The sequence below is a fragment of the Streptomyces sp. NPDC090045 genome (assembly GCF_044747975.1).
In the GTDB taxonomy this organism is placed as follows: Bacteria; Actinomycetota; Actinomycetes; order Streptomycetales; family Streptomycetaceae; genus Streptomyces.
Genome location: NZ_JBIVFA010000008.1, coordinates 67993 through 93750 on the forward strand (window position 1 = coordinate 67993; position 25758 = coordinate 93750).

Sequence of the window (25758 nt, forward strand, 5' to 3'; positions counted from 1 at the left end):
ACCCGGGTAGGTTCGCCATCAAATCCGTTACGCGGCAGGGGTGTTCGTGAGCATTCGGGAAATGGTCGCGGTGCTGCGCCGGCGCTGGTACGTGATCGTGCCGGCGATCCTGCTCAGCCTGCTGGCGGCGCTGCACCTGTACCGGTCGGTGCCGGTGGCGTACCAGTCGCAGAGCTCGGTGGCCCTGCTCGACTCCAACGCCGCCTCCCAGCTGCCGCCCTCCTTCGGCAATCCCATATCCAACGCGGGCGGCACCCTGGTCGTGACGGCGGACGTGCTGATCAGGACGCTGTCCGGGGCCGACGCCGCCCGCGAACTGCACAGCCTGGGGGTGACGGATCCGTACACCGTCGGGTTCGCCGCGAACACCTCGGGCCCGCTGCTGACGCTGACGGTCACGGGCACGGACCGCGAGAAGGTGCTGGAGGAGACGAGCACGCTGACGGACTTCGCCGGTGAGCAGCTCAACGCGCTCCAGGCGGCGGCCAAGGTCCAGCCCGCCTACTTCGTGCAGAGCACGCCGGTGGTGCTGCCGCAGACCCCGGTGGCACAGCTCAAGAGCCGCTACCAGCAGGTGCTGGGGGTCCTCATCCTCGGCGTCACCGGCGGGTTCACCCTGTCCTTCGTGGCGGACGCCCTGCTGGCGGTCCGCCGCCGCAGGCGCGAGAGCTCGGCCGAGGCCACCGCGCGGGGACTCGCCGGCCGGCGCAGGTCCCGGGGCCGTCATGTGGACGCCACCGCGCTGCTCACCGGCTATCTCGCGCTGGCCTTCTTCATTCCGTCGAACCTGACGCTGCCGGGCATGGGCGGGGTGGGCACCCCGGCCAACGTGTTCGCCCTGCTGGCCCTGTTCTGGTACCTGGCGACCTGGCTCACCGGCCGGATCCGGCCGGCGCCCGGGACCCGGCTGGCCCGGGTGGCGATGTGGCTGCTGGCCGTGTCGGTGCTGGCCTCCTACATCGCGAACGCGGGCCGCGGGAGCGTGCGCAAGGAGCTGCTCGGTGCGGACCGCGGCCTGATCGCCCTGCTGGTGTGGGTGTCGCTGGTGGTGCTGGTCTCCGCCGGCATCCAGGACCGCGCGCGCCTGGACGTACTGATGCGCCGGGCCGTGGTGATGGGGACGATCGTGGCCGCCATCGGGTTCTACGACTTCTTCACCGCGACGAACATCGCCGACAGCATCAGCATCCCCGGGCTGCAGTCGAGCGTCCCGCAGATCGCGACCCTGGACCGCGGGGCGTTCACCCGGCCCCGGTCCACGACGGCGCAGCCGCTGGAGTTCGGCGGGATGCTGGCGCTGCTGCTGCCCTTCGCCGTGCAGCAGGCCTTCGATCCCGTACGGAGCCGTCTGCGCGCCTGGCGCCGCTGGGCGCCGGTGGCGCTGATGGGCGGGGCGCTGCCGCTGACGGTCTCGCGCACCTCGATCATCGGGGCGCTGATCGTGATCCTGGTGATGGTGCCGCGCTGGAAGCCGCAGCGGCGGTGGACCGCGATCGGCGTGCTGGTGTGCGCGGTGGCCTGCTTCAAGGTGATCATCCCCGGGCTGATCGGCACCATCACCGGCCTGTTCGCGTCCTTCCTGTCGAACTCAGACAGCAGTACCCAGGCCCGTACCGTCAAGTACAGCGCGATCGTCCCCTACCTGGACGAGCGCCCCCTGGTCGGGCAGGGTCTGGGCACGTTCATTCCCGAGCTCTACTTCTTCACCGACAACCAGTACATGCTGACCCTCGCCGAGATGGGGTTCCTGGGGCTGCTCGCGCTCCTGTTCCTCCTCTTCACCGGCATGCACCAGGGCGGGGCGATCCGCCGGCTGGCCGTCGGCGAGTCCGACCGGGAGCTCGGGCAGGCGTTCTTCGCCTCCGCCGCGGTGGCCCTGGTCGTCAGCGCCACCTTCGACGCACTCAGCTTCCCGATGTTCGCCGGGATGTTCTTCCTGACGATCGCCGCCGGAGGCAGTTACCTCGGCTTCATCCGGCGCACGGCGCCGAAGCCCCGATCCGTGGAGTTCCCATGTCTTCCCGCCGACCAGCCTCCCCCGAGTCCCTCCCCGGCGCCGGCTCCGGTTCCGGTCCGGTAGCGGTCCTCGTCGTCACCTGGAACAGTGCGGCGGTGCTGCCGGAGTTCCTCGCCTCGCTGCCGGAGGGCATGGCCGGGACCGACTGGCGTCTGGTCGTCGCCGACAACGACTCGGCCGACGCCACCGTGGGCCTGGTCCGCTCCCTGGCCCCGGACACCACGGTCGTCCAGACCGGCCGCAATGCCGGGTACGCGGCCGGGGTGAACGCCGCTCTCGGCGCCGCCGCCGCGTGGGAGGGCGGCTTCCGGGCGGCCCTGGTGTGCAATCCGGACGTCCGGATGCGGCGGGGCTGCGCGAAGGTGCTCGTGGACGCGCTCGACGTCGCCGCGCCGGGCGGCGGCCGGGTCGGGATCAGCGTCCCGCTGCTGTACGAGGAGGACGGCCGCACCCTCGTGCAGTCGCTCCGCCGGGAGTCGAGCGTGCCCCGCGCCCTCGGCGAGGCCGTCATCGGCAACCGCCGGGCCGGGCGCTTCCCCGGCCTGAGCGAACTGGTCACCGACCCCGCAGCCTACGAGCGGCCCACGTACGCGGACTGGGCGACCGGAGCCCTGATGGCCCTCTCCGCGGACTGCCTGGCCGCCTGCGGCCCGTGGGACGAGTCCTTCTTCCTCTACTCCGAGGAGACCGAGTACTGCCTGCGCGCGCGGGACCGGGGCCACCTCACGCGGCTCGAGCCGGCCGCCGAAGCCGTGCACCTCGGCGGCGACTCCCGGGTCTCTCCCCGGCTCTGGACGCTGCTCTCCCTCAACCGCGTCCGTCTGTACCGGCGTCGGCACGGCGCCCTGGCCACGGCCGCCTTCCGCGCGGCCGTCCTGCTCCGGGAGACCTCGCGCGCCGCGCTCGGGCGCCCGGCCAGCCGTGCGGCCGCGGCCGCACTCGTCCGGCCGGGCGCCCTGCGCACGACACCGGGGCCCTGACCGCCGCTCTAGGAGGTGCGGGGGCGGCAGACCATGGCGACGAAGTCGTGCCCCACCTCCGGGAGCGCCGCGTCCTCCGCGGCGAAGCATTGCTCCAGCAGCTCCAGCGTCTCCGGCTGCTGGTCGCGGAAGTTGTGCGCGATCCCGGAGAACGCGATGTGCAGCACCGTGCCCCCGTAGGGCCGTTCCTCGATCACCTCGAAATGGCGCCGCAGGCCCGGCAGCAGCGCCGCCGCGTCCACCGCCTCCGAGGGGTCGTCCAACACCATCGACAGCCTGCTGGGACGCACGACGCGGCGCTTGATCCGGCCGTCGGCGAGGCGCCGGCGCTCCTCGGGGAGCCGGGCCAGCAGCGCGTTCGCCGCCTCCAGCTGGCCATCGGTCCACTGGAACCGGGTGGGTCCGACGAACTCGTCCACCACGAACGTCCCGTCGGGCTCGATCAGTCGGGACAGCCGCGGCAGGGTCTCGTCGAGCTGGTCGAAGTGGTGCAGGGACTGGAGGCCGAGCAGTACGTCGAAGCGCTCCCCGTCGGCGGCCATCCGGTTGACGTCGGTGACCCGGAAGCGCAGGACGTCTGCGAGGCCGTGCTCGGCGGCGGCGCGGGTGGCGAAGTCGATGCGCTGCTGCGCCACGTCCACGCCCTCCAGGAGACCGAACGCGCCGGTCTTCGCCCAGAGCAGTTCGTTTCCGCCGGTGCCGCACCCCAGCGAGAGGCCCTGCAGATCGGTGCGCGGCGCGAAGTGCCGGGCGGCCACGTACTGGGGGAAGGAGGTGTCCGCGTCGCCCGTCATCAGCAGGTTCCACCGATTGATGACCGCCGGTATCGCCCACCACTCGGTCAGCGACGGGTCGACCTGGGACCAGTGCTGGACCACCCGCGCTCCGCCGCGCACCCGCAGTTTGGCCAGCACCGGGTCCAGGTCCAGCTTGCGCACCTTGCGCAGCAGCCGGTCCGCATCGTGCCGGTTGATCCGGTTGTTCAGCATGCCCGCTCCGTTCGTACGGCGGTCAGCGACTTCGTCACACCCAGCACCCGCTCGTCGAGGAGCACCGAGCCGGGGAACAGGTAGCGCATTTCGGTACGGGTCAGCAGCTCGATGTTGATCACGGCGTTCATCGCCGACTCCGGGCTGTCGGGGCGGCTGTGGACCAGCGGCCAGCGCCGTACGAGACGGGCCCTGGCGGCGAGCGGCAGGAACTGGAAGCCGGGCGCCACGAAGTGCGGCTCGACGGGGAAGTAGCGGTACGGCGTCTGGATCCAGTGCAGCGGGGCCAGCGACTCGACGGCGGCGACGAACAGCCGACGCTGGCTGTGGCCGCCCACGTGCTCGATGGTCGAGTTGGAGAACACCAGGTCGTAGCCGCCCTCGGCGCTCAGTTCGGCGGCGACGGCCGGGTCGGTGACGTCGGCGATCTCCGGGGTGATCCAGTCGGGCAGTTCTGCGGGGTGCTCCTCCAGGTTGATCAGGTGGACGTGCTTGGGGCGCACGGGTGCGCGCAGCCACATCTCGGCCGTCCCGCCCAGGTCCACGACGCTCATGTTCTCGATGCCGGGGAAGCAGCGTCGCAGCCGCTCCCAGCGGGCGACGCGCATGCGTTCGCCCAGCGAGCCGGGCGCGTCGACGAACTTGTTCCTGAGGGCCCGGGATCGGGGCATCGGATCAACCACCTGTGTTCGGAGTGGATAGGGGGCGACGGTCAACTGGACTGCCGCCATTGGGTGTAGAAGCTTTCCGGGTTCACCAGGTACCGGACGGTGGGGTGCGGCACGTGGAGCACCCGGTGCCGACGGGCGTACCGGCGGATCAGCTCCCAGTCCTCGCGGGGCAGCACCTCCGGTGTCCGGCGCAGTCGGCTGAAGTGGAGGGAGCGAGTGCGGCGGGCGACGAAGGCGTTGGTGTCCAGGAAGGACTCGCGGGCGGCCCTGCGCCGGTCGTAGGGCACCGACAGGACGTCCCGCTCGGTTCCGTCGGGCAGGACGCGGCGCAGTGCCGTGTAGACGCCGTCGGGGCCGTCCGGGGACTCCAGGACCGCCAGCGTCCGTTCCAGGTGGTCGGGTTCCCACACGTTGTCGTCGTCCAGGAAGGCCACGTACCGCGAGCGGGTGAGGCGGATGCCCACGTTGCGCACGACGCCCGCCACGGCGGTGTTGTGCGCCAGAGAGACGGCGAACAGGCGGGGATCGTCCGGGAGTTCCGGCAGTCCGGCGCCGTCGTCGACCACGATCACGACGTGGTCGCGCACGGTCTGGCCGAGGGCCGAGCGCACCGCGGTGCGCAGCGCCTCGGGACGCCGGTGGGTGGCGATGACCGTGGCGACCAGCGCCGAGGGCGGCGACGACAGGACCGCGGCCAGCCGTCGGGTCTCGGCGTCCTCGATCCGGCGCAGCCGCACCGCGGTGTGGGCCAGTACGACCTTGTTCCTGGCCTCGAACAGCACCAGCCAGCCGAACAGTGCCTTGAGCAGCGTCCAGGGCGCCCGCGCGGAACGGCGCACGACGCCGCTCACGGGGCCGGCTCCGGCTCGATCGGGCGGCCGTCGGACATCCGGTTGTTCCGCCACACGTTTCCGGCGCCGCCGTGGTTCCAGTGGGCGACCACGCCGTAGCCGCCGGAGGCGGGGTGGTACTGCGTCGAGAAGACGTTGTCCGTGACCTTGATCCCGGTGGCTCCGGTGCTGCCGCCGTAGAGGGCGTACGCGCCGCCGGCGATCCAGTTGTTGTCGACGGTGACGTTGCGGACCACCCCGGTGTCCGCGAACAGGCCGATGCTCCCCGAGGCGCCCTGTGTGAGGCTGGTCGGGTTCAGCAGGGTGTTGTGGCGGATGATCAGTTCCCCGGTGTTGCCGCCGCCGCTGATCACCGTGTTGGTGTGCTGCCACTCGCCGCCCAGGTTGATGAACGGGACGAGGTCGTGCACGTAGTTGTCGTGCAGGTTGCCCTGCCCCATGGACAGGGCGTCGCCGAACACCGACACGTCGCACCAGCCGACCTCGACGGAGCTGCCGCCCATGTTCGACACCGCGTAGTCCACGCCGCCGTTGTCCGGGCCCTTGCCGGGCACGGCCGTGATGGTGGAGTGCAGGACCCGCAGGCCGCTGTAACCGGGGCGCAGGTTGATGCCCCACCAGTTGTCCGAGGTGATCTTCGTGTCGATGACGGTGACGTCGTTCGCGTAGATGTCGAGGGAGCCGGTGATGTCCCACCCCCGGATGACGAGCCCGTCGGTACGGACGGCCATGTACCCGGTCCTGTGGGGCTCCAGGGGGATCCGCGGACCGGTGGTGCTCGCGTCGGGGAACCCGCAGGCGCCGGGAGAGGCGCAGGCGGTCTTGGCCGCGGGGGTGCCGGACGGACTCCCGGCGCCCGCCGTGGCGGTGGGCTTCTCCGTCGGGGAGGGAGAGGCGGCGGGGCTGCCGCTCGCCTGGCCGGCCGCGGTCGGGGCAGCGGCGCCCGGTGGCGCCGAGGACCGGCTCGCGGGGCAGGTCGGCGCGTCGTCCGGGCAGTCCGACGCGGCGGTTCGGTCCGGTCCCGAGCAGGCCACGCCCAGGACCGCCAGTAAGGCCGCGAGCAGCAGTCCCGCGAGCGAGGTCCGGCTGATGCGCCGTGACATCGGGTTCACCTCATGTCCTGTTGGTCGGGCCGGGGCGTGGCGTGGCGGCCGACGCCCCGCAGGAAGTCGCGGCTGGGCAGGACGCACAGCACGTAGCCGGCCAGGGCGATCGCGGCGACGGCGAGGAGGGCGAGCGGGCCGTCGCCGAGCGGACGCTCCAGGCCGAGGATGATCGCGGCCATCACGGCCCCGCCGAGGAAGGGCCACGCGCAGGCCCGGCCGATCGAGCGGACGCCGATGCCTCCACGGCTGAGGGCGTACAGGAAGACGGGCACCACCAAGCCGCCGGCGACCAGGACCTGGGCCTGTGAGACGCCGACGATGCCGTTCAGGCGGGCGCCGAGGAAGAGCGCCGGGACCAGGGCCGCCAGCCACAGGCCCTGGACCAGCAGGAGCAGCCGGCGCTGTCCGGTCGCGACCATGCAGTCGTAGGCGAGTTCGCAGGCGATGCGGATCAGGCCGAGGGCCATCAGCCAGGGCAGGGCCGCGGCGGCGGGGGTCCACTGGCTTCCGTAGATCAGCCGGACGGACGGCTCCGCGAGGCCCGCCAGCAGGACGCACAGCGGGACGGTGCCGGTGATCACCACCCCCAGGGCCCGGCTGAAGCCCTGGGCGAGCGCCTGCGGCGAATCGGCCAGGCGGGAGAAGCCGGCGAAGGAGACCCGGCGTGCGGCCTCGGAGATGATCCGCACGGGCCAGCCGGAGACGTTGAAGGCGAGCACGTAGAAGCCCAGGGCGACACTGCCCAGCGTCGCGCCCACCACCATGGTGTTGACGTTGGCCACGGCGAGGGCCAGCAGGCTCGCCCCGGCCAGCGGAAGCCCGAACCGCAGGAGCTTCCGGGCCTGCCCGGGGTCCCAGCCGTACTTCAGGGTGCCCGGTGCGGCCAGGCAGCAGCCGATCAGCGTCACGGTGTTCCCCGCCACGGCTCCCCAGGCGAAGCTCATCGCGCCCCAGCCCGCGAAGGCCAGCAGCAGCGTGACCGAGGTACTGACCACGAAGTTGAGTCCGTCGATGATCATCCGCTTGCCCTGGGCGAACTCACGGGTGAGGAACTGGCCGGGGACCGCCGCCACCCCGCCGATCAGCACGCACAGGCACATCACCCGCAGGACGCCCGTGGCGTCCGGCGAGCCGAGCAGGCCCGCCACCGTCGGTGCCGTCGCGAACAGCGCCACGTACAGCAGGGCGCTGGAGAGGGTGCTGAGGGTCAGCACGGTCGGCGCGAACCGCCGGGGGTCCCCCTCCCAGCGCACGATGGCCAGGCTCACGCCCAGCTCGTTCGCGGACAGCAGGACCAGCAGGACGGTCTGGGCGACGCCGTACACGCCCCATTCCGCGGGGCCCAGGGCGAAGCGTGCCAGCACGATGCCGGTCGCGAAGTTGCCCAGGCGCAGGACCACGGTGTTGATCAGGCTCCACCGGGCCGCCGAACGGACCTTGCGCTCGAAGGAGGCGGTGGCGGGGGGCGCGGGAGGAGCCGGGGCTTCGCTCGGCTCACCGGTCTCAGTGTCCGGTGCGCGGACGGTGTCCATGAGTCGACTCCTCGTCGAGCGGCTCGGCGGCGGACGGTACGGCCACGACGGGCTGTGGCGCCTCGGGCTCTGCGGCGGCCGGTCCGTCCTCGGTCGACCGCGCCCAGCTGGGCGGCCGCCGGATGGCGAGCGTCTGTTCCACGGCCGGTTCCCCGGTCGGGGGGAGGGGGGCGGTCGTCGTCTCCTCCCCCGGCTCGGAGCCCGGTGCCTCCGGACCGGGCTCGGTCTTGGGCCCGGTCTTGGGCCCGGACTCGGGCTTGGTCTTCGGCTTGGGTGACCTCCTGCGCGCCTCCACGTAGAAGGCGGCGACCATGCTGAGCACCAGGCCCAGGCCCCCGGCCATGACGAGGTACTGCAGCCTGGTCTTGGTCTCGGCCACCGGCTTCTGCGGCGGCACGATCGTCGCCATGCGGATCATGGCGTCCGGGCCGACGTTCTGCTTGGCCTGGAACTCGGTCAGCCGCTTCTCGGCATAGGCGGTGAGCTTCCGGTCCGACTCCAGGACGCGGTCCGGGTCGCTCCCGGTGACGGTGAGCCACATGAACGGGCCCAGGGCGTTGTCGGCGATCTTCGCCTCGGGGGTTCCGGTGACGCCCAGCTTCTTCAGGTCGGCCAGCGAGGCGTCGGAGTTGAGGTTGCGGGCGAGTCCGTCGGCCATGCCGGTGAGGGAGGCCTGCGTGCTCAGGAAGGGGTTGCCGTCGTAGGCCTCGGTCGCCTTCTGCGAGTTGAGCATGGTCACGGTGCTCTGCGACCGGTACGTCACCGGCACCACCAGGTGCACGCCGACGACGAGCGCCCCGGTGACCAGCAGTCCGGGCAGCAGCACGTACCAACGCCTGCGCATGACCCGCCAGATCTCGGCGAGGTCCATGGTCTTCCCCCTCTTGTCACTTCACTACGGTTGCTGCGGGACGAGATCGGTCGGCCGGAGCCGGGTCCCCGCGGGCGGGCCGTCGAGCAGCACCGCGGCGATGCGCTCGCTCGCCCGGCCGTCCCAGAGTCCGGGGCAGCGCGGCGCGGGCGGATGGTCGAGCACCCGGTTCACGGTGGCCGTGATGCGGTCCGGATCCGTGCCCGCCAGGACGTTGGTGCCCTCCTCGACGGTGATGGGGCGCTCGGTGTTCTCCCGGAGGGTCACACAGGGCACGCCCAGGGCGGTGGTCTCCTCCTGGACGCCCCCGGAGTCGGTGAGCACCAGGCGCGCGGAGTCCTGCAGCGCGATGAAGTCGAGGTATCCGGCGGCCGGTACGAGCCTGATGCCGCCGGGGACGCCCAGGTCGGCGAGCCGTTCGGCGGCCCGCGGGTGCACGGGCAGCAGCAGCGGGCAGCGGCCGGCGATCTCGCCCAGCGCCTTGAGCAGGCCGCGCAGGGCGGCCGGGTCGTCGACGTTGGCCGGCCGGTGCAGGGTGACCAGGCCGTAGCCGCCGCGGGTGAGTCCGTAGCGGTCCAGGACGTCCGACCGCCTGGCCCGGTCCAGATTGGCGAGGAGGGTGTCGATCATGACGTTGCCCACCACGTGGATCTGGTCCTCGCGGTAGCCCTCCGCCCGCAGGTTCGCGGCGGCGTCGGGCGAGGGGGCCAGCAGGTAGTCGCTGAGCCGGTCGGTGGCGACCCGGTTGACCTCCTCCGGCATGCTCCAGTCCCGGCTGCGCAGGCCGGACTCCACGTGGGCCAGCAGCGGGCCGGCCTTGGCGGTGACCAGGGCGCAGGCGAGGGTGGAGTTGATGTCGCCGACCACCACCACCGCGTCCGGGGCCAGTTCGTCGAGCAGCGGCTCGAAGGCGGCCATCACCCGCCCGGTCTGCTGGGCGTGGGTGCCGGATCCGGCACCCAGGTACCGGTCGGGCGGGCGGATGCCGAGGTCGCGGAAGAACACGTCGTTCATGGACTCGTCGTAGTGCTGTCCGGTGTGGACGAGGATCACCTCGGCGCCGCGGCGCTCCAGTGCGTCCATCACCGGTTTGATCTTCATGTAGTTGGGCCGGGCTCCGGCCACGCAGACGATCCTGGTCATGGGGTCAGAGCACCTCCACCTTCGGTCCGGTCATGCGGTTGCGGGTGTCGAGGACGAAGGAGGCGTGCTCCGCGATCATCTGGTAGTCGAAGGAGTCGTGGTCGGTGAGCAGGACGACCACGTCGGCGGCCGCCACTTCCTTGCGGGTCGGCTCGACCCGGACGAGCCGGGCGTCGACCTTGATGCTCTCCACGACGTGCGGGTCGACGGCGCGGACCTTGGCCCCCATGTCGAGGAGCAGCTCGGCGATGCGGACGGCGGGCGACTCCCGTGCGTCGCCGGTGTTCTTCTTGTACGCGAGCCCCAGCAGCAGGACCTTGGAGCCGTTGACCGAGCGGCGCTTGGCGTTGAGCGCGTCGATCACGCGGCGGGTCACGTACTCGGGCATGTGGTTGTTGATGTCGTTGGCGAGTTCGACGAAGCGGAAGTTCTGGCCGAGTTCGCGCTGCACCCGCCAGTTCAGGTACGAGGGGTCGATCGGCAGGCAGTGGCCGCCGACGCCCGGGCCGGGGGTGAACTTCATGAAGCCGAAGGGCTTGCTAGAGGCCGCTTCGATGGCCTGCCAGACGTCGATGTCGAGGTGGCGGGCGAACATCGCGATCTCGTTGACCAGCGCGATGTTCACGTGCCGGAAGGTGTTCTCCAGCAGCTTCGCCAGCTCGGCCTCCTTGGGCGAGCGGACCGGGACGGTGGTGTCGACGAGTTCCCCGTAGAAGGCCTCGACGGCCTTGAGGGAGCGGGCGTCGACTCCGGAGACCACCTTGGGGGTCTGCTGGAAGCCCCAGACGGTGTTGCCGGGGTCGATGCGCTCGGGGCTGTAGCCGAGGTGGAAGTCCTCGCCCGCGGCGAGCCCGGAGCCGTCCTCCAGGATCGGCGCGAAGAGCTCCTCGGTGGTGCCCGGATAGGTGGTGGACTCCAGGACGACGGTCGCACCCGGGCGCAGGAAGCGGGCCAGGGTGTGCGCCGACTCCTCGATGTAGCGCAGGTCGGGGGCGCCGTCCTGTAAGGGGGTCGGCACGGTGACGACGGCGACGTCGAAGCCGCCGCAGTCCCGGGCCAGTTCGCTCGGGCGGTACGAGCCGTTGGCCAGCGCCCGGTTCAGCCGTTCGGAGGAGACGTCCTCCACGTACGATTCGCCGGCGGCGAGGCTCTTGACCCGCCGCGCGTCCACGTCGTACCCGATCACCTGGTGTCCGACCTCGGCGGCCCGGATGGCCAGCGGCAGTCCGACGTATCCCTGTCCCACGACGACGACGCGCATCAGTGACTCCTGTTCGCGGAACCGGCAGACGGTGTGCGGTGGATGAGCTCCCGGACCGTCATGGCCAGGAAGGCGGCGTTGGTGGTGAGGTAGCGCTTGCCGAGACGGCGCGGCTCCTGGAGGGTGCGGTAGAACCATTCGAGGCCCATCCGCTGCCAGACCAGCGGGGCCCTCTTGGTGATGCCGGCGAGGATGTCGAAGGAGCCGCCGACGCCGTGGACGACGTGGGCGCCGGTGCGCTTGCCGTAGCCCGCGGTGAAGATCTCCTTCTTGGGCGAGGTCATCCCGAGGAACAGCATCCGGGCGCCGCTGTCCGCGACGCCGTCGGCGATCGTCTCCTGGTCGGAGTCGGCGAAGTAGCCGTTGCGGCTGCCGGCCACCCGCAGTCCGGGGAAGCGTTCGGAGATCCGCCGGAGCATCAGTTCCAGGACGGACTGTTCGGCGCCGAGCAGGTAGACGGGGATGTCCGCCACTTCGGCCGCCGCGAGCAGCCGCATGAACAGGTCGATGCCCGCGACCCGTTCGGGCAGCGGAACGCCCAGGACGCGGCCGGCCCAGACCACCGCCTGGCCGTCGGCCAGGACGAGGTCGCAGCCGGCGACCGCCTCGGCGAGGCGGGGATCGCGCCGCATGTTGACCAGCTTGGCGGCGTTGACCATGCCGATCTCGATCTGTTCACCGCGCCGCACCGCGTCGAGGCAGCGCTGCACGGTCTCGTCCATGGTCAGGGGATCGAGCGCGATCCCGAAGAGGGTGGGCCGTCGGGTCATCTCGGCAGCCCCCCGAGCCAGGCGAAGAGCATCCAGCCGAATTCGTACGGCCGGCATTCGCGGTCCACCGCGAGCGGCCGGAAGATCCGGTCCAGCGGGGCGAGCCGCGCGCCGGGCGCCACCCGGGTGGTGAGCCCGCGGGCTGCGCGGACGGCCTTCTTCGGGTCGCCGCGGTGGACCTTGCGCCAGGTGACGCCGAAGTCCTCGCGGATCACCGGCTCCCGCGGGGTCCCGGCGGGACCGGCGAGTTCGGGGACGTCGGTCATCCAGCGCAGCCCCTTGCGGACGGCCGCGCCGAAGTCGGTACCGCCCGCGTCGGCCAGGTCGAGCAGGGCGGTCGGGGCCATGGCGTGCTGGTGCACGCTGTAGACAGGGTAGCCCTCGATCACGCCGCCGCGGCGGGCGTCGTAGTGCCACCACCACTGGCCGCCGTCCCCCTGCAGGGCGCAGATGCGGGCGGCGCAGGCGTCGGCGGCCGCGAGGGCCTCCGGGTCGTCGCCGCTCGCGTGCAGCCGGGCCAGTGCCTGGAGCGGATAGGTCTGGTCGGCGAAGCAGGCCACGTGGGAGCGGTATCCGGGGACCAGCCCCGGCCCGGTGGCGTGCGGGAAGAGCGAGCCTTCGCCCGTCCTGGCCGCCAGCAGGCGGGTGCGGGCGGCCGCGAGGCGGTCCTCCACGTCCACCGCGCCGCGCGCGGCGGTGAGGGCGGAGAGCACCCAGGCCGCCTCGACCGTGTACTGCGGCCGCCCGGGCACGTCCAGCGCCGCCACCCGTTCGAGGGCGTCGGACAGCTTCGGGTGGCCGGTCTCGGCGGCGGCCCAGGCGATGAGCGCGGCGTCGCCGAGGTTCACCACCCCCGGCAGGCGCTCCACGAGCAGGCCCGCGAACTCCTCGGCGGAGCGCCCGCCGAACAGGGCGCGCTGGCGGTCCTCGGGCAGGAACCGGGCGCCCAGCGCGGTGATGGCCGCGTACCGGGTGCTGGTCCCCCGCTGCTCCAGGCGGCGGGTGCCGTCGGGCGACACGGTTCCCGCCCTGGTGAAGACGAAGGTCTCGGCGTCCGGCAGGTACATCGCGGGAAGTCCCGCCTCGGCCAGTGCGAGCAGCCGCTCGGCGAGGGCGTGCAGCGGCAGGTCCTCGCCGGCCAGTGCTCCTAATCGTGTACTGGTCATCGGGTCCCCACCCCGACTCCCCGGGTGCTCCGCGCACCCCGTATCTCCGAGCCGTACGGCACCAAGACACCTACCCCCTCTGATCGCTCCTCGGAGGGGGATTGCGCGTGACGGCGACGCCCGTGCCGCCGGTGTCGTCCCACCGGTGGCACGAGCCGTCCGAAGGCTGCGTCTGGACCCCCCAGCGATGCCTCGGACTGGGGCATGCTTGATCGGCAGTGCCGGCAGGCGCGTGGTGTCCGCGCCGGCCGTCACACTGCCGCGATGCCCTCGTCGTGTACAACCCCCCACTGAGCACAGCCTGTTGCGTGCTCAGATCCCGTATACAGGGACAAGGTATGCCCACGGATGTTCGTTGATTGCGGTTTTGAGGAAATGCCGATGACGTAGTTTGCCGACGTTGCGTCAGGTCCGCTCGAGGAGCGCGCCGTCCTTCTCGTCGTGCAGCGCACCGGTGCGCGGGCACTCCCATACGCCGGGCTCGCCCGCACGCTCCACCAGACGGACGCCGGCCCGGCCCACCCAGCCGATCCGCCGCGCCGGCACACCCGCCACGAGCGCGAAGTCCGGTACGTCCTTCGAGACGACCGCGCCGGCCGCGACCAAGGCCCAGCGCCCGATCCGCACGCCGGCCACGCACACCGAACGGGCCCCCAGCGAGGCCCCTTCGGCGACCACGACCCCGGCGGGCTCCCAGTCGCCGTCGCGCTTGAGCCGGCCGTCGGGTTCGACCGCGCGGGGGTAGAAGTCGTTGGTGAGGACGACCGCGGGACCGATGAACACCCCGTCGCCGAGCTCGGCCGGCTCGTACACGAGCGCGTAGTTCTGGAGCTTCACGTGGTCCCCGATGCGTACGCCGGGCCCGACGTACGCCCCGCGCCCCACGATGCACCCGCGCCCGAGCCGGGCCTCCTCCCGTATCTGCGCCAGATCCCAGATCGTGGTCCCCTCACCGAGCTCGGCGCTCTCGTCGACCTGGGAGGAGGGTTGAATGCGGACACTCACGGCGCGGTCCCCTTACGGTTCGCGAGGCGTTCGGACGTACGGACGCACGTCCGCACGGGCCGAGCATATGCGCCGCGAGGACACCCCACCCGTTGATCAACCAACCGTCCGGAAACGGGATTTGGCCGGTTTCACACCCCGCCGCGGCCGGCCGCGACCTGCCCCGCCCGGCCGCACCGGACGGTCACAGGAGGCGCTCGGGGACGGAGCCGGCCGGGACGGTGCGCGCGTGGAGGCGGCCGTCGGGGGCCCGGAACTCCACCTCGCCCATCGGGTCGGCCGTGACCTCTCCGACGGCGGCGGCCTGGCGGCCGTACGGGTGGGCGTGCAGCGCCGCCAGGACCCGGGCGGTGTGCTCCGGCGGGACGAACAGACAGAGGCAGCCCGCGCAGGCCGCGTCCAGCGGAGCGAGGCCCCGGGCCCCGAGGGCCACCCGGGCCTCGTACCGTACGGGCAGGGCGGCTTCCTCGACGCACAGCGTGAGGCCCCGGCCCGCGGCGCACTGGCGCAGTACCTCCGCCAGGCCTCCCGCGACCACCGTGCGGGCGTGGTGGATGTCGGCGCCGACGGCCCGCAGCAGGCCGCCGAGCGGGGCGCAGTCGCTGGGCACGTGGTGCTCGTACCCGAGGCCGTCGCGCAGCGAGACCAGGTGGGCGGCGTGGCTGCCCAGCGGCCCGGTCACCAGGATGCGGTCGCCCGGCCGGACCGATTCGAGGTCGAGGGCCGGTGCGCCGGGGACCGGCACGCCGAAGGCGGTCGCGGTGACGAAGACGCGGTCGGCCTCGCCGGCGCGGACGACTTGGGTGTCCACGGCCGCGATCGTGACCCCGGCCTCGGCGGCGGCGGAGCGGACCGAGGCGGTCAGCCGGTGCACCAGCTCCAGCGGCAGCCCGGCCTCCAGCACGATGCCGAGGGCGATGTGCCGGGGTTCGGCGCCGGTGACGGCCAGTTCGTTGACGGCTCCGCAGACGGCGACCCGCCCGATGTCGCCGTTGCCGAAGAAGGGCGGGTCGACGACGTACGTACCGGTCCGGACGATGACGCTCCGGTCCGGCAGGAGCTCTTCCTCGATCAGGGCCCGTACCCCCGGACCGAAGCCGACCTGGGCCGCTTCCCACCCCTGTGTGTACGTCACGCCATCCCCCGATGCCCGCGAGCCATGATCGTCCCATCATCCTGCGCCTACGGGGTCCCGCATACCCGTGTCACCCGTACGGCGACGGATGAGGGGTCAGTAGGGGCGGCGGCCGGTCCGTCCGTAGCCGCGCAGCAGGACGACGGCGCCCGCGGTGGCCAGGGCCGGGAGGAGGGCGAAGCTGGCCAGCATGCCCAGTTCGGCGGTGGCGCTCTGCTCGGCGGCGCGGCCGGTGCCGGAGGAGACGTAGCCGGAGAGCTGGAGCACGAGGCCGTAGAGGAAGGGGCCGAGGGCGACGCCGAGCCCCTCGCCGGTGGTGAACAGGCCGGACAGGACGCCGGCCTGGCGGCGCTCGGTGCGGGCCGTGTCGTCGGCGATGCACTCCGGCAGCATCGCGTACAGGAAGAGCAGCTGGCCCGCGTGGCCGGTGCCCGCGAGCGCCATGGTGGCGAGCACCGCCGCCGGGGGCAGCACGGGCGCCGCGAGGAAGAGCAGGCAGCCGGCGGCGAAGAGCGCGGAGGCGAGGGCGTGGCCGCGGCGGCCGCGCAGCCGCGACCAGAGCGGGAGGGTCAGCAGGTTGGGGGCGACGAACGCGGCCACCATGGGGCCGACCCCGGCGGAGTCGTGCAGCACGTGGTCGGCGAAGTACGGCGCGCCGGCGAGGAGGACCCCGGTCGCGACGGACTGGACGACCACGCACCGCAGCAGCGCCATGAAGGAGGGGTTGCCGCGGGCGGCCGCGAACTGGCGGCGCAGGCTGGGGAATGTCGTCGAAGTAGCGTCGTCCGCCCGGAGGGCGGGGCCGGCGGGGCCTGGTGCGTGCGATCGCAAGGCGGAGGAGGGAGGCGACGCGGAGCGTCGTCGACCGACGACAACGCGGCGAGCGTGCGTGCCAGGCCCCGTCGGCCAGACGGGACTTCGACGACACGACCCAGGCTCGCTCTCCAGGACGCGGCCGGAGCGGCCGGCGCCGGAGGTGCCGGCGAAGACCCAGAGCGCGCCCAGGGCGATGACCGCCGCGCCGAAGACGCCGACCCAGCGGTGCCCGGCCAGGCCGCCGCCGCCGGCCTCGACGAGTGCGGGAGCGGCGGCGCCGGTGACGAGGGCCGCCACGCCGATGACGGCGACCCGCCCGCCGACCAGCCGCATCCGGTCCTCGTCGCGGTCGGCGAGCTCGGCGGGCATGGCGACGTACGGCACTTGGAAGAAGGCGAACGCGGTGGCGGTCAGGAAGTAGCCGGCGGCGGTGAACCAGGCGCCGGCGGTGCCCGGCAGCAGGCCCGCGAAGGTCAGCGCGAAGGCCAGGGCCATCGCGAGGCCAGCGCCCAGGACGTACGGGCGGCGGGCGCCCCAGCGGGTGCGGGTGCGGTCGCTGGCCCGCCCGACCAGCGGGTTGAGCAGCGCGTCCCACGCCTTGGGGACGAAGACGATCGCGCCGGCCAGCGCGGCGCCCACGCCCAGGGTGTCCGTGAGGTACGGGAGCAGGAGCAGGCCGGGGAGCGTGGTGAAGGTACCGGTGACGAGCGATCCCGAGGCGTAGCCGTAGCGGAGCCGGGCGGTCGGAGCGGCCGGCGCCCCGCCCGGCGGTCCCGCCGGGCCCGGTGCTCCCGGTCCCGTCGGTTCCGACGGTGCCTTGGGTGCTCCCTCCGGCCCCGCACGGTCCGGTACGGCGCGGGGGGTGCGCGCGGACCCTGTGGTGGCCATCGGGGCCCCTTCCGGGATCGGGGAGAGCAGTGGTTCGAAGGCCCCGCCCGAAGGGCGGGGGACGTCCCGGGGGCGGGGCCTCGGTACCGACAGTGCCTCCCGCCGCATGGACGTCACTAAAGGCCGGGGGGCCCGGAGGGCGCCGGCGGGGCGGGACGAGTTCCTGCCATGCACGTTGCTGACACCGGCGCCGAGTGGCTGCCCGCTCCGCCACCGCCCCACCATGGCTGCAGAGAAGGAGAGGGACATGACAGTCGACAACGGCACGACCTCGCCCCCCACCATCCATGGACACGCGACCGCGGGCACCCAGCACCTGATCCACCGTCCGCCCACGCGGGCGTACTACGCCCTGGACGCTCCCAGCCTGGGGGAGGAGCACTTCACCCTCGTCGGCGCGACTCCCGTCACCCACCCGCTCTTCAACGACGGCCCGGGGTACTTCCACGACCTGCAGATCGCCACCGAGACGGTGCGCGAGATCGGCGAGTTCGTCGGGCACCGCTACTTCGGCGTGCCCGAGGACCGGCCCGGGCTCTTCTACCGCTTCACCCTCGACTTCACCGACCTCTCCGCCTGGCGCACGGACGCGGGCACCGCCGGCCCCGTCCCCCTGGCGACCCACATCACGGCCCGCCCGGCGAACGTGGTGGCCGAGGTGCCGCGCGGGCTCGACTTCCACCTCCAGGTCACCATCGACGGCCGCCCCTGCGCGACGGGCGCCGCCGGCCTGGTCTTCCTCATGCCGAAGCTGTACCGCAAGCACGTGGAGCACTCCCGGCAGGCGCTGCAGGCCGCGCCCGAGCTCGACGACGCCCCGGACGGCCCGCTGCACCCGGTCGACTCGGCCGAGGCGGGCCGCTACGCCCCCGAGAACATCGTGATCAGCGAACCGACCGACGTCTCGCGCGGCCGGCTCAGCACCTGGCTGCTCTCCACCCGGGTCAGCCCCGTGTTCACCGGCGAGGACGGCCAGTACTCCGGTCTGCACCTGATGGAGGCGCTGCGCCAGACCTCGCTGCTCGCCGCGGGCCGCGTGCACGGACTCAACCCCGCGCGCAGCACGCTGGGCGCCTGCCAGGTGCACTTCCGCGGACCGGCGGAGCGCGATCTGCCGCTGCGCTGCGTGGCGGTGGCCGGGCCCCTGGAGCGGGACGACGAGGGGCGGCCGACCGTTCCCGTCACGCTCACCCTGACGCAGCGCCGCCGGGCCGTCGCCGAGGCCCGTACCTCCGTGGTGCAGGACTACTGAGCATCATGCGCTTCGGGATTCTGGGCCCGCTTGAGGTCACCGGCGGTACGGGCCCCACGGACACCGGCCAGGTGACGTCGTACGCCCCGCAGGCCGCCAAACTGCGGGTCGTCCTCGGCACGTTGCTGGTCCGGGCGAACGAGGTCGTGTCGGTGGAGAGCCTCATCGACGAGCTCTGGCCGGACGCGCCGCCGCGCACCGCGACGACGACGCTCCAGGTGTACGTCTCCCACCTGCGCAAGACCCTGCAGAGCGCCGACCCGGAGCACGGGCGGGAGGCACTGGTCACCCGCCGGCCGGGCTACCTGCTGCGGGTCGGGGCGGACGCGGTCGACGGCACGGCCTTCGAGGACCTGTCCCGGCGCGGCCACCAGGCCCTGCAGGCGGGCGACTTCGCCGCCGCGGCCGATCTGCAGCGGCGGGCGCTCGCGCTGTGGCGGGGGCCGGTGCTGTCGGACACCCCGCACGGTCCGGTGCTGGAGGGCGCGGCCGTCCGCCTGGCGGAGGCGCGCACCACCGCGCTCGACGAGCGCATCCGGGCCGAGCTCCACCTCGGGCTGCACCGCGAACTGGTCGCCGAACTCCAGGAGCTGGTCGCCGAGCACCGCATGCACGAGGAGTTCCACACCCATCTGATGGTGGCGCTGTACCGGTGCGGCCGGCAGGCCGAGGCCTTACGGGTGTTCGCGCTGCTGCGCGAGACCCTCGTCGAGGAGCTGGGGATCGAGCCGGGTCCGGCGTCGAGCCGGCTCCAGCGGCGCATCCTGGAGGGCGACCCGGCGCTGTCGCGGTCCGGCGCCGGAACCAGGGCCAGGGCGGCGACCGCCACCGGGCCGGAGGGCGGGGCGCGGGACGCGGGCGGGGCGCCGGCCGGGACCGAAGGCACGTACGGCGAGCGCGCGGCGGGCGAGGGCGGGGACACCGGCGGGGAGGACGGCGCCGGGGCCTCCGCGGGCGACCGGGCCGCGGCGCTCGCGTCGCTGCTGCCCGCCGCCGACCCCTGCTTCACCGCCCGGGCGGACGAACTCACCGCACTGGAGCGGATGCTGCGCAGCGCCCCGGCGGGCGGCTGCGTCGCCGTGACGGGCATGCCCGGAGCCGGCAAGACCGCCCTCGCGGTCGAGGCCGCGCACCGGGTGGCGGACGCCTTCCCCGACGGGCGGATCTTCGTGGACCTGCGGGATGCGACCGCCGTGTCGGCTGAGGGGACGGAGGGCGCGCAGGCCCTGGACCGGCTGCTGGAGCGGGCCGACGGGCCCGCCGGGCCGGCGGACGGCCCCTCAACGGCCCCCCGCGTGCTGCTGATCCTCGACGGCGTCAGCTCCGAGACGCAGGTGCGGCCCCTGCTGCCCGCGCTGCGGGGCGCCGTGGTGCTGCTCACCGCGCGCCGCGTGCCCGCCGGGCTCCCCGGGCTGCGGTCCGTGGTGCTCGGGCCGTGGCGCCCCGAGGAGGCCAGGCGGCTCGCCGGCCTGTTCACCGGGCGTGCCGGGACCCGCGCGGTGACGCGCGGCGGCGCTCCCGTGCTCGATCCGGGCCCGGTCCCCGATCCGGGCGCGGTCGCCGAGATCGCCGAACTGTGCGGGCGGCTGCCGCTCGCCGTACGGACCGCCGCCGCGCAGCTCGCGGCCCGGCCGCACTGGACGGCCGCCACCCTGGCGGACCGGCTGCGGGACGAGAGCGGCCGCCTGGACGCGCTGCGGACCGGCGACGTGGACGTACGGGCCCGCCTCCTGGAGGCGTACGCGGCCTGCCCCGACGACCAGCGCCGGGCCTTCCGGCTGCTCTCCCTGCTGCCGCCCGGCCGGTTCGGCGCCCGGGAGGCCGCGGCCGCGCTGGACGTCACCGGGCCGCAGGCCTCGGCGGCTCTGGAGGCCCTGGCCGACGAGCGGCTGGTGGCGGTGGACCGGGACGGCTGGCACCTCCCGGAGCTGCTGCGGCTGCTGGCGGTGGAGCGGCTGGCCCTGGAGGAGCGGCCCGGGGCGGCGCGTGCGGGGGCCGAGCGCGTGTGCCGGGCGTACGCCGTCGCCGCCGCGGAGCCCGGTCACCTATCCGACCAGGGCGCGCGCGGGCTCGTACGGCTGGCCCGGACCGCGTACGACGCCGGGCTGTGGGAGCTGACCGTACAGCTGACGGACGCCCTGGCCGGCGGGTCGGTGCAGGACGAGGGCGAGGCCGCCTACACGCTGGCCCTGGACGCCGCCGAGCGGTGCGGGGACCGGTCGGCCCGGGCGCGGATGCTGCGCTCGCTCGGCGATCTCGCCTGGCAGTACCGGCGCGTGGAGCGGGCCCACGAGCTGTTCTCCGGGGCGCTGGCGGTCGCCCGGGCGGCGGACGACGAGGAGGAGGCGGCGCGCGCCCTGGTGGGGCTGGCCGAACTACGGCTGGACGCCGGGGAGTCGGCGGAGGCCGCCGCCCTGCTGGAGCCCGCCCTCGCCGCCCTGTCGGCGCCCGGCCGCACGCGGGGCCGGTACGAGGCGAGCCGGGCGCGGGCGCTGCTGGCGCTGGCGCAGGACGGGCCGGAGACGGCGCGGGCCTGGTTCGGCGAGTGCCTGGAGCTGGCGGGCGCGCTGCGCGATCACCGGCTGGAGGTGTACGCACTGCGCTCGATGCGCGCGCTGAGCGCTGGCTCTGGCTCTGGCTCCGGTCACGGTCCCGCGGCGACGCGTGCCGTGGAGATCCGTCCGGGGCTCTGGCGGATCCATCCGGCCGGGGTCCGCACATGAACGGGAGGCCGGCCCCCGGCGTGGGGGGAACCACCGCGGTGTCCCTCGGCCCGGTGACGGAGCTGGTGGGACGCGAGCTCGAAGCCGCCGCGCTGCGGGAGCGGCTGCGGGACCCGTCGGTGCGGCTGGTGACGGTGACGGGCCGGGCCGGTGTGGGCAAGAGCCGGCTGGCCGTGGAGGTCGTACGAGAAATCGCCGGCGAGTTCGCCCGGGTGACGACCCTGGACCCCACGTCCGGCAGCCCGGAGCTCCCAGAACTCCCCGAACTGCCGCAGCCGCCCGGCCTGCCCGGCGTATCCGGGGTGCCCGGCGCGCTCGGAGTGCCCGGGGTGCCTGGGGTGCCCGGCGCACTCGGCGTGCCCGGCGTGCTCGGCCTGCCTGGCGCACTCAGCGTGCCCGGCACATCCGGCGTACCCGACGCATCCGGCGTATCCGGGATGCCCGGCGTGCCCAGCGCACTCGGCGTACCCGGGGTGCCCGGCCTGCCCGGCGCACTCGGCCTATCCGGCGCGCCCGGGGTGCCCGGCGTATCCGGCGCGCCCGGGGTGCCCGGCCTGCCCGGGGTGCCCGGCCTGTCCGGGGCGCCCGGCCTGTCCGGGGCGCCCGGCCTGTCCGGGGCGCCCGGCCTGCCCGACGTGCTCGGGGTGCCCGACGTGCTCGGGGTGTCCGACGTGCTCGGGGTGTCCGGTCGGGTGTTGGTGGTGCTTGACGGCTGTGACCACGAGGCGCGGTCCGGGGCGGCCGCGGCCGTGGAGGCTCTTGCCGGTGATCCGCGCGTGGTGGTGCTGGCCACTGCCGTGGAGCCGCTCGGCGTGTACGGGGAGCAGTTGCTGCCGCTGGCGCCGCTGCCCGTGCCGGGGCCGCGGCGCGGGCCGGCCGGCGGCGTCGCCGATCCGCACGAGGTGCAGGAGGCGGCCTCGGTCGCGCTGTTCGTGCGCCGGGCCCGGGACGCCGACCCCTCCTTCGCGCTCACCGAGGAGAACGCCGGGGCCGTCGCCGAGATCTGCACGCTGCTGGGCGGCCTACCGCTGGCCGTCGAACTCGCCGCGCGGCGGCTGCGGTTGTTCCCCCCGCACCTGCTGCCGGCGCGCCTGCGCGGCCGTACGACCATCCTGTCGGGCGGCCCGGCGAACGCGCCGGAGCGGCACCGCTCGCTCGCCGCGCTCGCCGAGTGGAGCTGCCGCGGCCTGGACGACGGAGCCCGCGCCCTGCTGGGCCGGCTCTCGGTGTACGAGCCCGGCTTCGGCCTGTCGGCGGCCGGGCTGTCGGCCGAGGCGGCCGTCGAGACCCTGCTGGACCGCGGGCTGCTCGCCGTGGTGGGCGAGGAACAGGGCGAGCCGCGGCTGGCCGTGCCCGAGCCCGTACGATCGCACTGCCGGGCCGAGTTGGCGGATTCGGGCCGTGAGGGTGCGGCGCTGGACGCACACGCGGAGCGCTACCGGTCGCTGGTGACCGCCGCCCTGCCGGGACTGCGCGGCACCGGACAGGAGAGGCTGCTGCGGGAGCTGGCGGCCGAGGGCGCGAACGTGAGCGGCGCCCTGCGGCGGCTGCGCGAGCGCGGCGACAGCGAGACGGCGGCCGCCCTGGTGCTCGGCTGCCGCCTCCCGTGGCTGGCCCAGGGGCGGCTGCGGGAGGGACTGGAGTGGTGCGACGACATCGCCGAGGCAGGTGGGGCGGTGCTGCTGGAGGCCGTACGGGCCCGGCTCGCCGACCTGTCCGGCGTCTTCGCGCTCGCCCTCGGCGATCCGCAGGAGGCCGTCCGCCGCCACCGGCACGCCCTGGCCCTGGGCAAGTCCGTCGGCGACCGCCGGCAGAACGCGCTCGCCTCCGCCCGGCTCGGCGCGGCCCTGCTGCGGGCCGGTGATCCTGCGGGCGCGCGGGCCGTCCTGGTGACCGCCCTCAACGCGCTGGAGTCGATGGGCGTGACCGGGGGCGCGGCCGAGGCCGCGGGCTCGCTCGCCGCCGTCCTGCGCGCCGAGGGGGACCGGCGCAAGGCGCAGGAGCTGCTGGACCGGTCCGTGGAGACGTTCCGGCGGATCCGCGACGGGCGGGGGCTCGCGGGCGCCCTGCGGACCGTGGCCGCGCTCGCTCTGGAGGGCGACGAGCCGGACGGGGCGGACCGGGCGCTGCGGGAGAGTCTGCGGCTGTACGGGGCCTTCGGGGAGCGGACCGAACTGCCGGGCGCACTGGAGGAGTTCTCCCTGCTGCTGCTCCGCACCGCGCCCGCCCAGCGGCCGCGGACGGTACGGCTGCTGGCGGCGGCCGACACCCTGCGCGGCGAGACGGGCGCGGAGGTGCCGGACGAGTGGCGCTCCGCCGCCGAGCGGGCCCGTACGGAACTGAGCGCCCGCCTCGGCTGGACCGACTTCGCCGTGGCCTGGGCGGAGGGCGTCCGGATGTCCGTGCCCGCGGCGGTGGCGGAGGCCCTTTCGGCGCCGGCGCCCTCGCGGCGCGCCGCGGCCGGGGCGGCCCCCGAGGCGCAGTCGCTCACCCCGCGGCAGGTCCAGGTGGCCCTGCTGGTCTCCGAAGGCATGACGAACCGTCAGATAGCGGCCAAGCTGGACATCTCCGAGTGGACCGTCGTCAACCACGTCCGCCACGTGATGCGCCGCCTCGGGTGCAGTTCGCGCGTGCAGGTGGCCGGGGCGGTGGGCCGATGGGCCTGACCGGCTCCGGCGTGCCCGGCTCCGCCATGCCCGGTACGGCGGACGCACGCCCCGGGCGGGCGCCCGCCCGCCCCCTGGACCTGGTCCCGCCCGCCGAGGTCGCGGACCGGTTCCGGGCCGCCGGCTGGTGGCGCCCGCAGACCTTCCTCGACGACCTGTACCGTACGGCCGCCCGCGCGCCCGAGCGCCCCGCGATCGTCTCGGAGCGCGCCCACCGGCCCGCCGGCCTGCGCCGGGTCACCCTCACCTACGCCCAGCTCGCCCTGTACGTCGACCGGTTCGCCGGCGCCCTGACCTCGCTCGGGGTCGCCCCGGGCGATCCGGTCGCCCTCCAGCTGCCCGACTGGTGGGAGACCGCGGCGCTCACCCTCGCCTGTCTGCGGATCGGCGCGGTCGCCGTGCCTGTACTGCCGACGGTACGGGCTCACGGGCTGCACCGGATCCTGGACGGCACCCGGGCCCGGGTCTGCGTGGTGCCCGACGTATGGGAGGGCTTCGCGCACGCGGAGGCCCTCGCGGACCTCGCCGGGCGGCTGCCGTGGCTGCGCCACCGGGTCGTCCTGGGGGATGCCGCGGCGACCGGAGCGGTCGACTTCGGCGCGTACTTCCGGCGCACCGCCCACGAGCGCACCGAGGCGGGCCTGCGCAGCCGGCCGCGCGCCGGGCAGGCCGACCGGCCCGCGCTGCTGATCAGCGTCATGGGGCTGCGGGACGCGTACACCTCGGTGCTGCACTCCCCCAACACCCTGTACGCCAACATCTCGGCCCAGAGCGGGCCCGACGGCCCGGGGCGGCGGCCGGGCGAGGTCTTCCTGAGCACGCTGCCGCTCACCTCGCTGGCCTCGCTGATCTACACCGTGTGCTGGCCGCTGGCGGTCGGCGGGACGGGGGTCTACCAGGACGTGTGGGATCCGGGCCGCTGCCTGGACCTGATGGCCGCGGCCGGGGTCGACCAGGTCTACGCCGAGCCGGCCTACCTGGCCGAGCTGGTCACCGCGCAGCGCCGGCGCCCCCGGGAGACGGACCGGCTGCGGCTGGTGCTGTCGGGGGGCCGCACCAGCACCCCGGCGCCGCTCGCCGCCGAACTCCGCGAGGTGTTCGGCGTACCGGTGCTCTCCGTGTGGGGCGCGCCCGAAGTCGGCATGGGCGCGCTCTCCGACACCGCGCGGGGCGGTGACGGCGCGCTCCCGCTGCGGGGGCTGGAGGTGTCGGCGGCGGACGCGGCGTCCCCCCTGGAGGTGCGGGGCCCGTCCGTCTGCCTGGCCACCTGGCGGCACGGTGCTCCGGCGCCGGTGGCCACCTGGGAGGAGGGGGACGGGTGGCTCGGCACGGGGGATCTGGCGACGGCCGACCGGCACGGCGGGATACGGGTCCTGGCCCGGGCCGGCACCCGGACCGGCGCCATCTTCATGGTCCCGGTCGCCGAGGTGGAGGAGCGGCTGCTGGCCCACCCCCGGGTGCGGGAGGCGGCGGTCGTCGCCTACACCGATCCCGAGCACGGGGAGCTGCCCTGTGCCGTCGTGGTCCCGACCGCCCTGGACCGGCCGCCGGGGCCGGCCGAACTGCGCGAGCACCTCGTGTCCCTGGGCGTCGCGGAGGCCTTCCTGCCCACCCGTCTGGAGATCGTCGGCGCGCTGCCGCGCGACGAGGGCGGCCGGGTCCGCCGGGGCGCCCTCCGCACCTGGCTGACCCGCCTCCGCCCAGGCGACCCCCGCCCAACCCCAACCTGACCGCTAGGCCGTTCGGCTGCGCCGCTCAGGCCGGGCCGGCGGCGGGCTTCGCCAGTACGGGTGGGCCCGGGCGGCTGGCTGCGCCGGTGCGGGTGGGGGCGGGCGCGCGCCGGGGCGTCTCCTCGGGCGCCGAACGTGTCGGGGGGTCGGCGGGCCGAGGCACCTTGCGTTCGACGCCCTGCGGGG

At 74.3% G+C, this 25758-nt stretch carries 19 protein-coding genes; 6 read left to right on the forward strand and 13 right to left on the reverse strand.

The genetic code is table 11. The annotated features are described in order from the left end of the window. The first annotated feature begins 46 nt into the window (after positions 1-46). A complete protein-coding gene (locus ACIPYQ_RS21905; protein ID WP_401253600.1) occupies positions 47-2080 on the forward strand; it encodes an O-antigen ligase family protein in 2034 nt (677 codons plus the stop codon). Further along, a complete protein-coding gene (locus ACIPYQ_RS21910) occupies positions 2014-2997 on the forward strand; it encodes a glycosyltransferase (RefSeq protein ID WP_401253602.1) in 984 nt (327 codons plus the stop codon). The genes ACIPYQ_RS21905 and ACIPYQ_RS21910 overlap by 67 nt, the downstream gene beginning before the upstream one ends. An 8-nt stretch (positions 2998-3005) precedes the next feature. Here the strand turns inward: ACIPYQ_RS21910 and ACIPYQ_RS21915 are convergent, their stop codons facing one another. The 13 genes from ACIPYQ_RS21915 to ACIPYQ_RS21975 form a co-directional block, all read right to left on the reverse strand. Further along, positions 3006-3986, reverse strand: coding sequence for an SAM-dependent methyltransferase (locus tag ACIPYQ_RS21915; protein ID WP_401253605.1), 981 nt, complete (start codon positions 3984-3986; stop codon positions 3006-3008). Then, positions 3980-4657 carry a class I SAM-dependent methyltransferase gene (locus tag ACIPYQ_RS21920; protein WP_362238982.1) on the reverse strand — a complete coding sequence of 226 codons (678 nt, stop codon included), beginning with the start codon at positions 4655-4657 and terminating at the stop codon, positions 3980-3982. Before ACIPYQ_RS21920 ends, ACIPYQ_RS21915 begins: the two co-directional genes overlap by 7 nt. 41 nt (positions 4658-4698) lie before the next feature. Next, the gene (locus tag ACIPYQ_RS21925; RefSeq protein WP_401253608.1) at positions 4699-5508 is read right to left on the reverse strand and encodes a glycosyltransferase family 2 protein; all 810 of its coding nucleotides are present in this window, start codon (positions 5506-5508) and stop codon (positions 4699-4701) included. Then, entirely contained in the window at positions 5505-6611 is a 1107-nt protein-coding gene (locus tag ACIPYQ_RS21930) for a hypothetical protein (RefSeq protein ID WP_401253611.1), read from the reverse strand. Before ACIPYQ_RS21930 ends, ACIPYQ_RS21925 begins: the two co-directional genes overlap by 4 nt. A 5-nt stretch (positions 6612-6616) precedes the next feature. Then, on the reverse strand, positions 6617-8146 hold the full coding sequence (locus tag ACIPYQ_RS21935) for an oligosaccharide flippase family protein (protein ID WP_401253614.1): 1530 nt from the start codon (positions 8144-8146) through the stop codon (positions 6617-6619). Continuing rightward, the gene (locus tag ACIPYQ_RS21940) at positions 8118-9017 is read right to left on the reverse strand and encodes a chain length determinant protein (protein WP_401253617.1); all 900 of its coding nucleotides are present in this window, start codon (positions 9015-9017) and stop codon (positions 8118-8120) included. Before ACIPYQ_RS21940 ends, ACIPYQ_RS21935 begins: the two co-directional genes overlap by 29 nt. Positions 9018-9041: 24 nt before the next feature. Next, positions 9042-10160 carry a non-hydrolyzing UDP-N-acetylglucosamine 2-epimerase gene (gene wecB / locus ACIPYQ_RS21945; RefSeq protein WP_361754335.1) on the reverse strand — a complete coding sequence of 373 codons (1119 nt, stop codon included), beginning with the start codon at positions 10158-10160 and terminating at the stop codon, positions 9042-9044. A gap of 4 nt (positions 10161-10164) precedes the next feature. After that, on the reverse strand, positions 10165-11421 hold the full coding sequence (locus ACIPYQ_RS21950; RefSeq protein WP_401253620.1) for a nucleotide sugar dehydrogenase: 1257 nt from the start codon (positions 11419-11421) through the stop codon (positions 10165-10167). Then, the gene (locus ACIPYQ_RS21955) at positions 11421-12191 is read right to left on the reverse strand and encodes a WecB/TagA/CpsF family glycosyltransferase (protein WP_361754329.1); all 771 of its coding nucleotides are present in this window, start codon (positions 12189-12191) and stop codon (positions 11421-11423) included. Before ACIPYQ_RS21955 ends, ACIPYQ_RS21950 begins: the two co-directional genes overlap by 1 nt. Further along, positions 12188-13357 (reverse strand): hypothetical protein, encoded by a 1170-nt coding sequence (locus tag ACIPYQ_RS21960; protein ID WP_401253623.1) that lies wholly within the window; start codon positions 13355-13357, stop codon positions 12188-12190. The genes ACIPYQ_RS21955 and ACIPYQ_RS21960 overlap by 4 nt, the downstream gene beginning before the upstream one ends. Positions 13358-13762: 405 nt before the next feature. Continuing rightward, positions 13763-14362: an acyltransferase gene (locus tag ACIPYQ_RS21965; RefSeq protein ID WP_401253626.1), complete on the reverse strand. Its 600-nt coding sequence runs from the start codon at positions 14360-14362 to the stop codon at positions 13763-13765. 184 nt (positions 14363-14546) lie between these two features. Further along, positions 14547-15497 carry an AIR synthase-related protein gene (locus ACIPYQ_RS21970; RefSeq protein ID WP_362236575.1) on the reverse strand — a complete coding sequence of 317 codons (951 nt, stop codon included), beginning with the start codon at positions 15495-15497 and terminating at the stop codon, positions 14547-14549. A gap of 96 nt (positions 15498-15593) precedes the next feature. Further along, positions 15594-17201 (reverse strand): MFS transporter, encoded by a 1608-nt coding sequence (locus ACIPYQ_RS21975; protein WP_401253630.1) that lies wholly within the window; start codon positions 17199-17201, stop codon positions 15594-15596. A 247-nt stretch (positions 17202-17448) separates the two neighbouring features. Here ACIPYQ_RS21975 and ACIPYQ_RS21980 point away from each other — a divergent pair, with 247 nt between their 5' ends. The 4 genes from ACIPYQ_RS21980 to ACIPYQ_RS21995 are packed head-to-tail and all read left to right on the forward strand — an operon-like array spanning position 17449 to position 25572. Next, positions 17449-18453: an AfsA-related hotdog domain-containing protein gene (locus ACIPYQ_RS21980; protein WP_361754314.1), complete on the forward strand. Its 1005-nt coding sequence runs from the start codon at positions 17449-17451 to the stop codon at positions 18451-18453. 5 nt (positions 18454-18458) lie between these two features. Next, positions 18459-21176 carry a BTAD domain-containing putative transcriptional regulator gene (locus ACIPYQ_RS21985; protein WP_401253634.1) on the forward strand — a complete coding sequence of 906 codons (2718 nt, stop codon included), beginning with the start codon at positions 18459-18461 and terminating at the stop codon, positions 21174-21176. A gap of 20 nt (positions 21177-21196) precedes the next feature. After that, positions 21197-23842, forward strand: coding sequence for a LuxR C-terminal-related transcriptional regulator (locus ACIPYQ_RS21990; RefSeq protein ID WP_401253637.1), 2646 nt, complete (start codon positions 21197-21199; stop codon positions 23840-23842). Then, a complete protein-coding gene (locus ACIPYQ_RS21995; RefSeq protein ID WP_401253640.1) occupies positions 23833-25572 on the forward strand; it encodes an AMP-binding protein in 1740 nt (579 codons plus the stop codon). Before ACIPYQ_RS21990 ends, ACIPYQ_RS21995 begins: the two co-directional genes overlap by 10 nt. Positions 25573-25758: the final 186 nt, after the last annotated feature.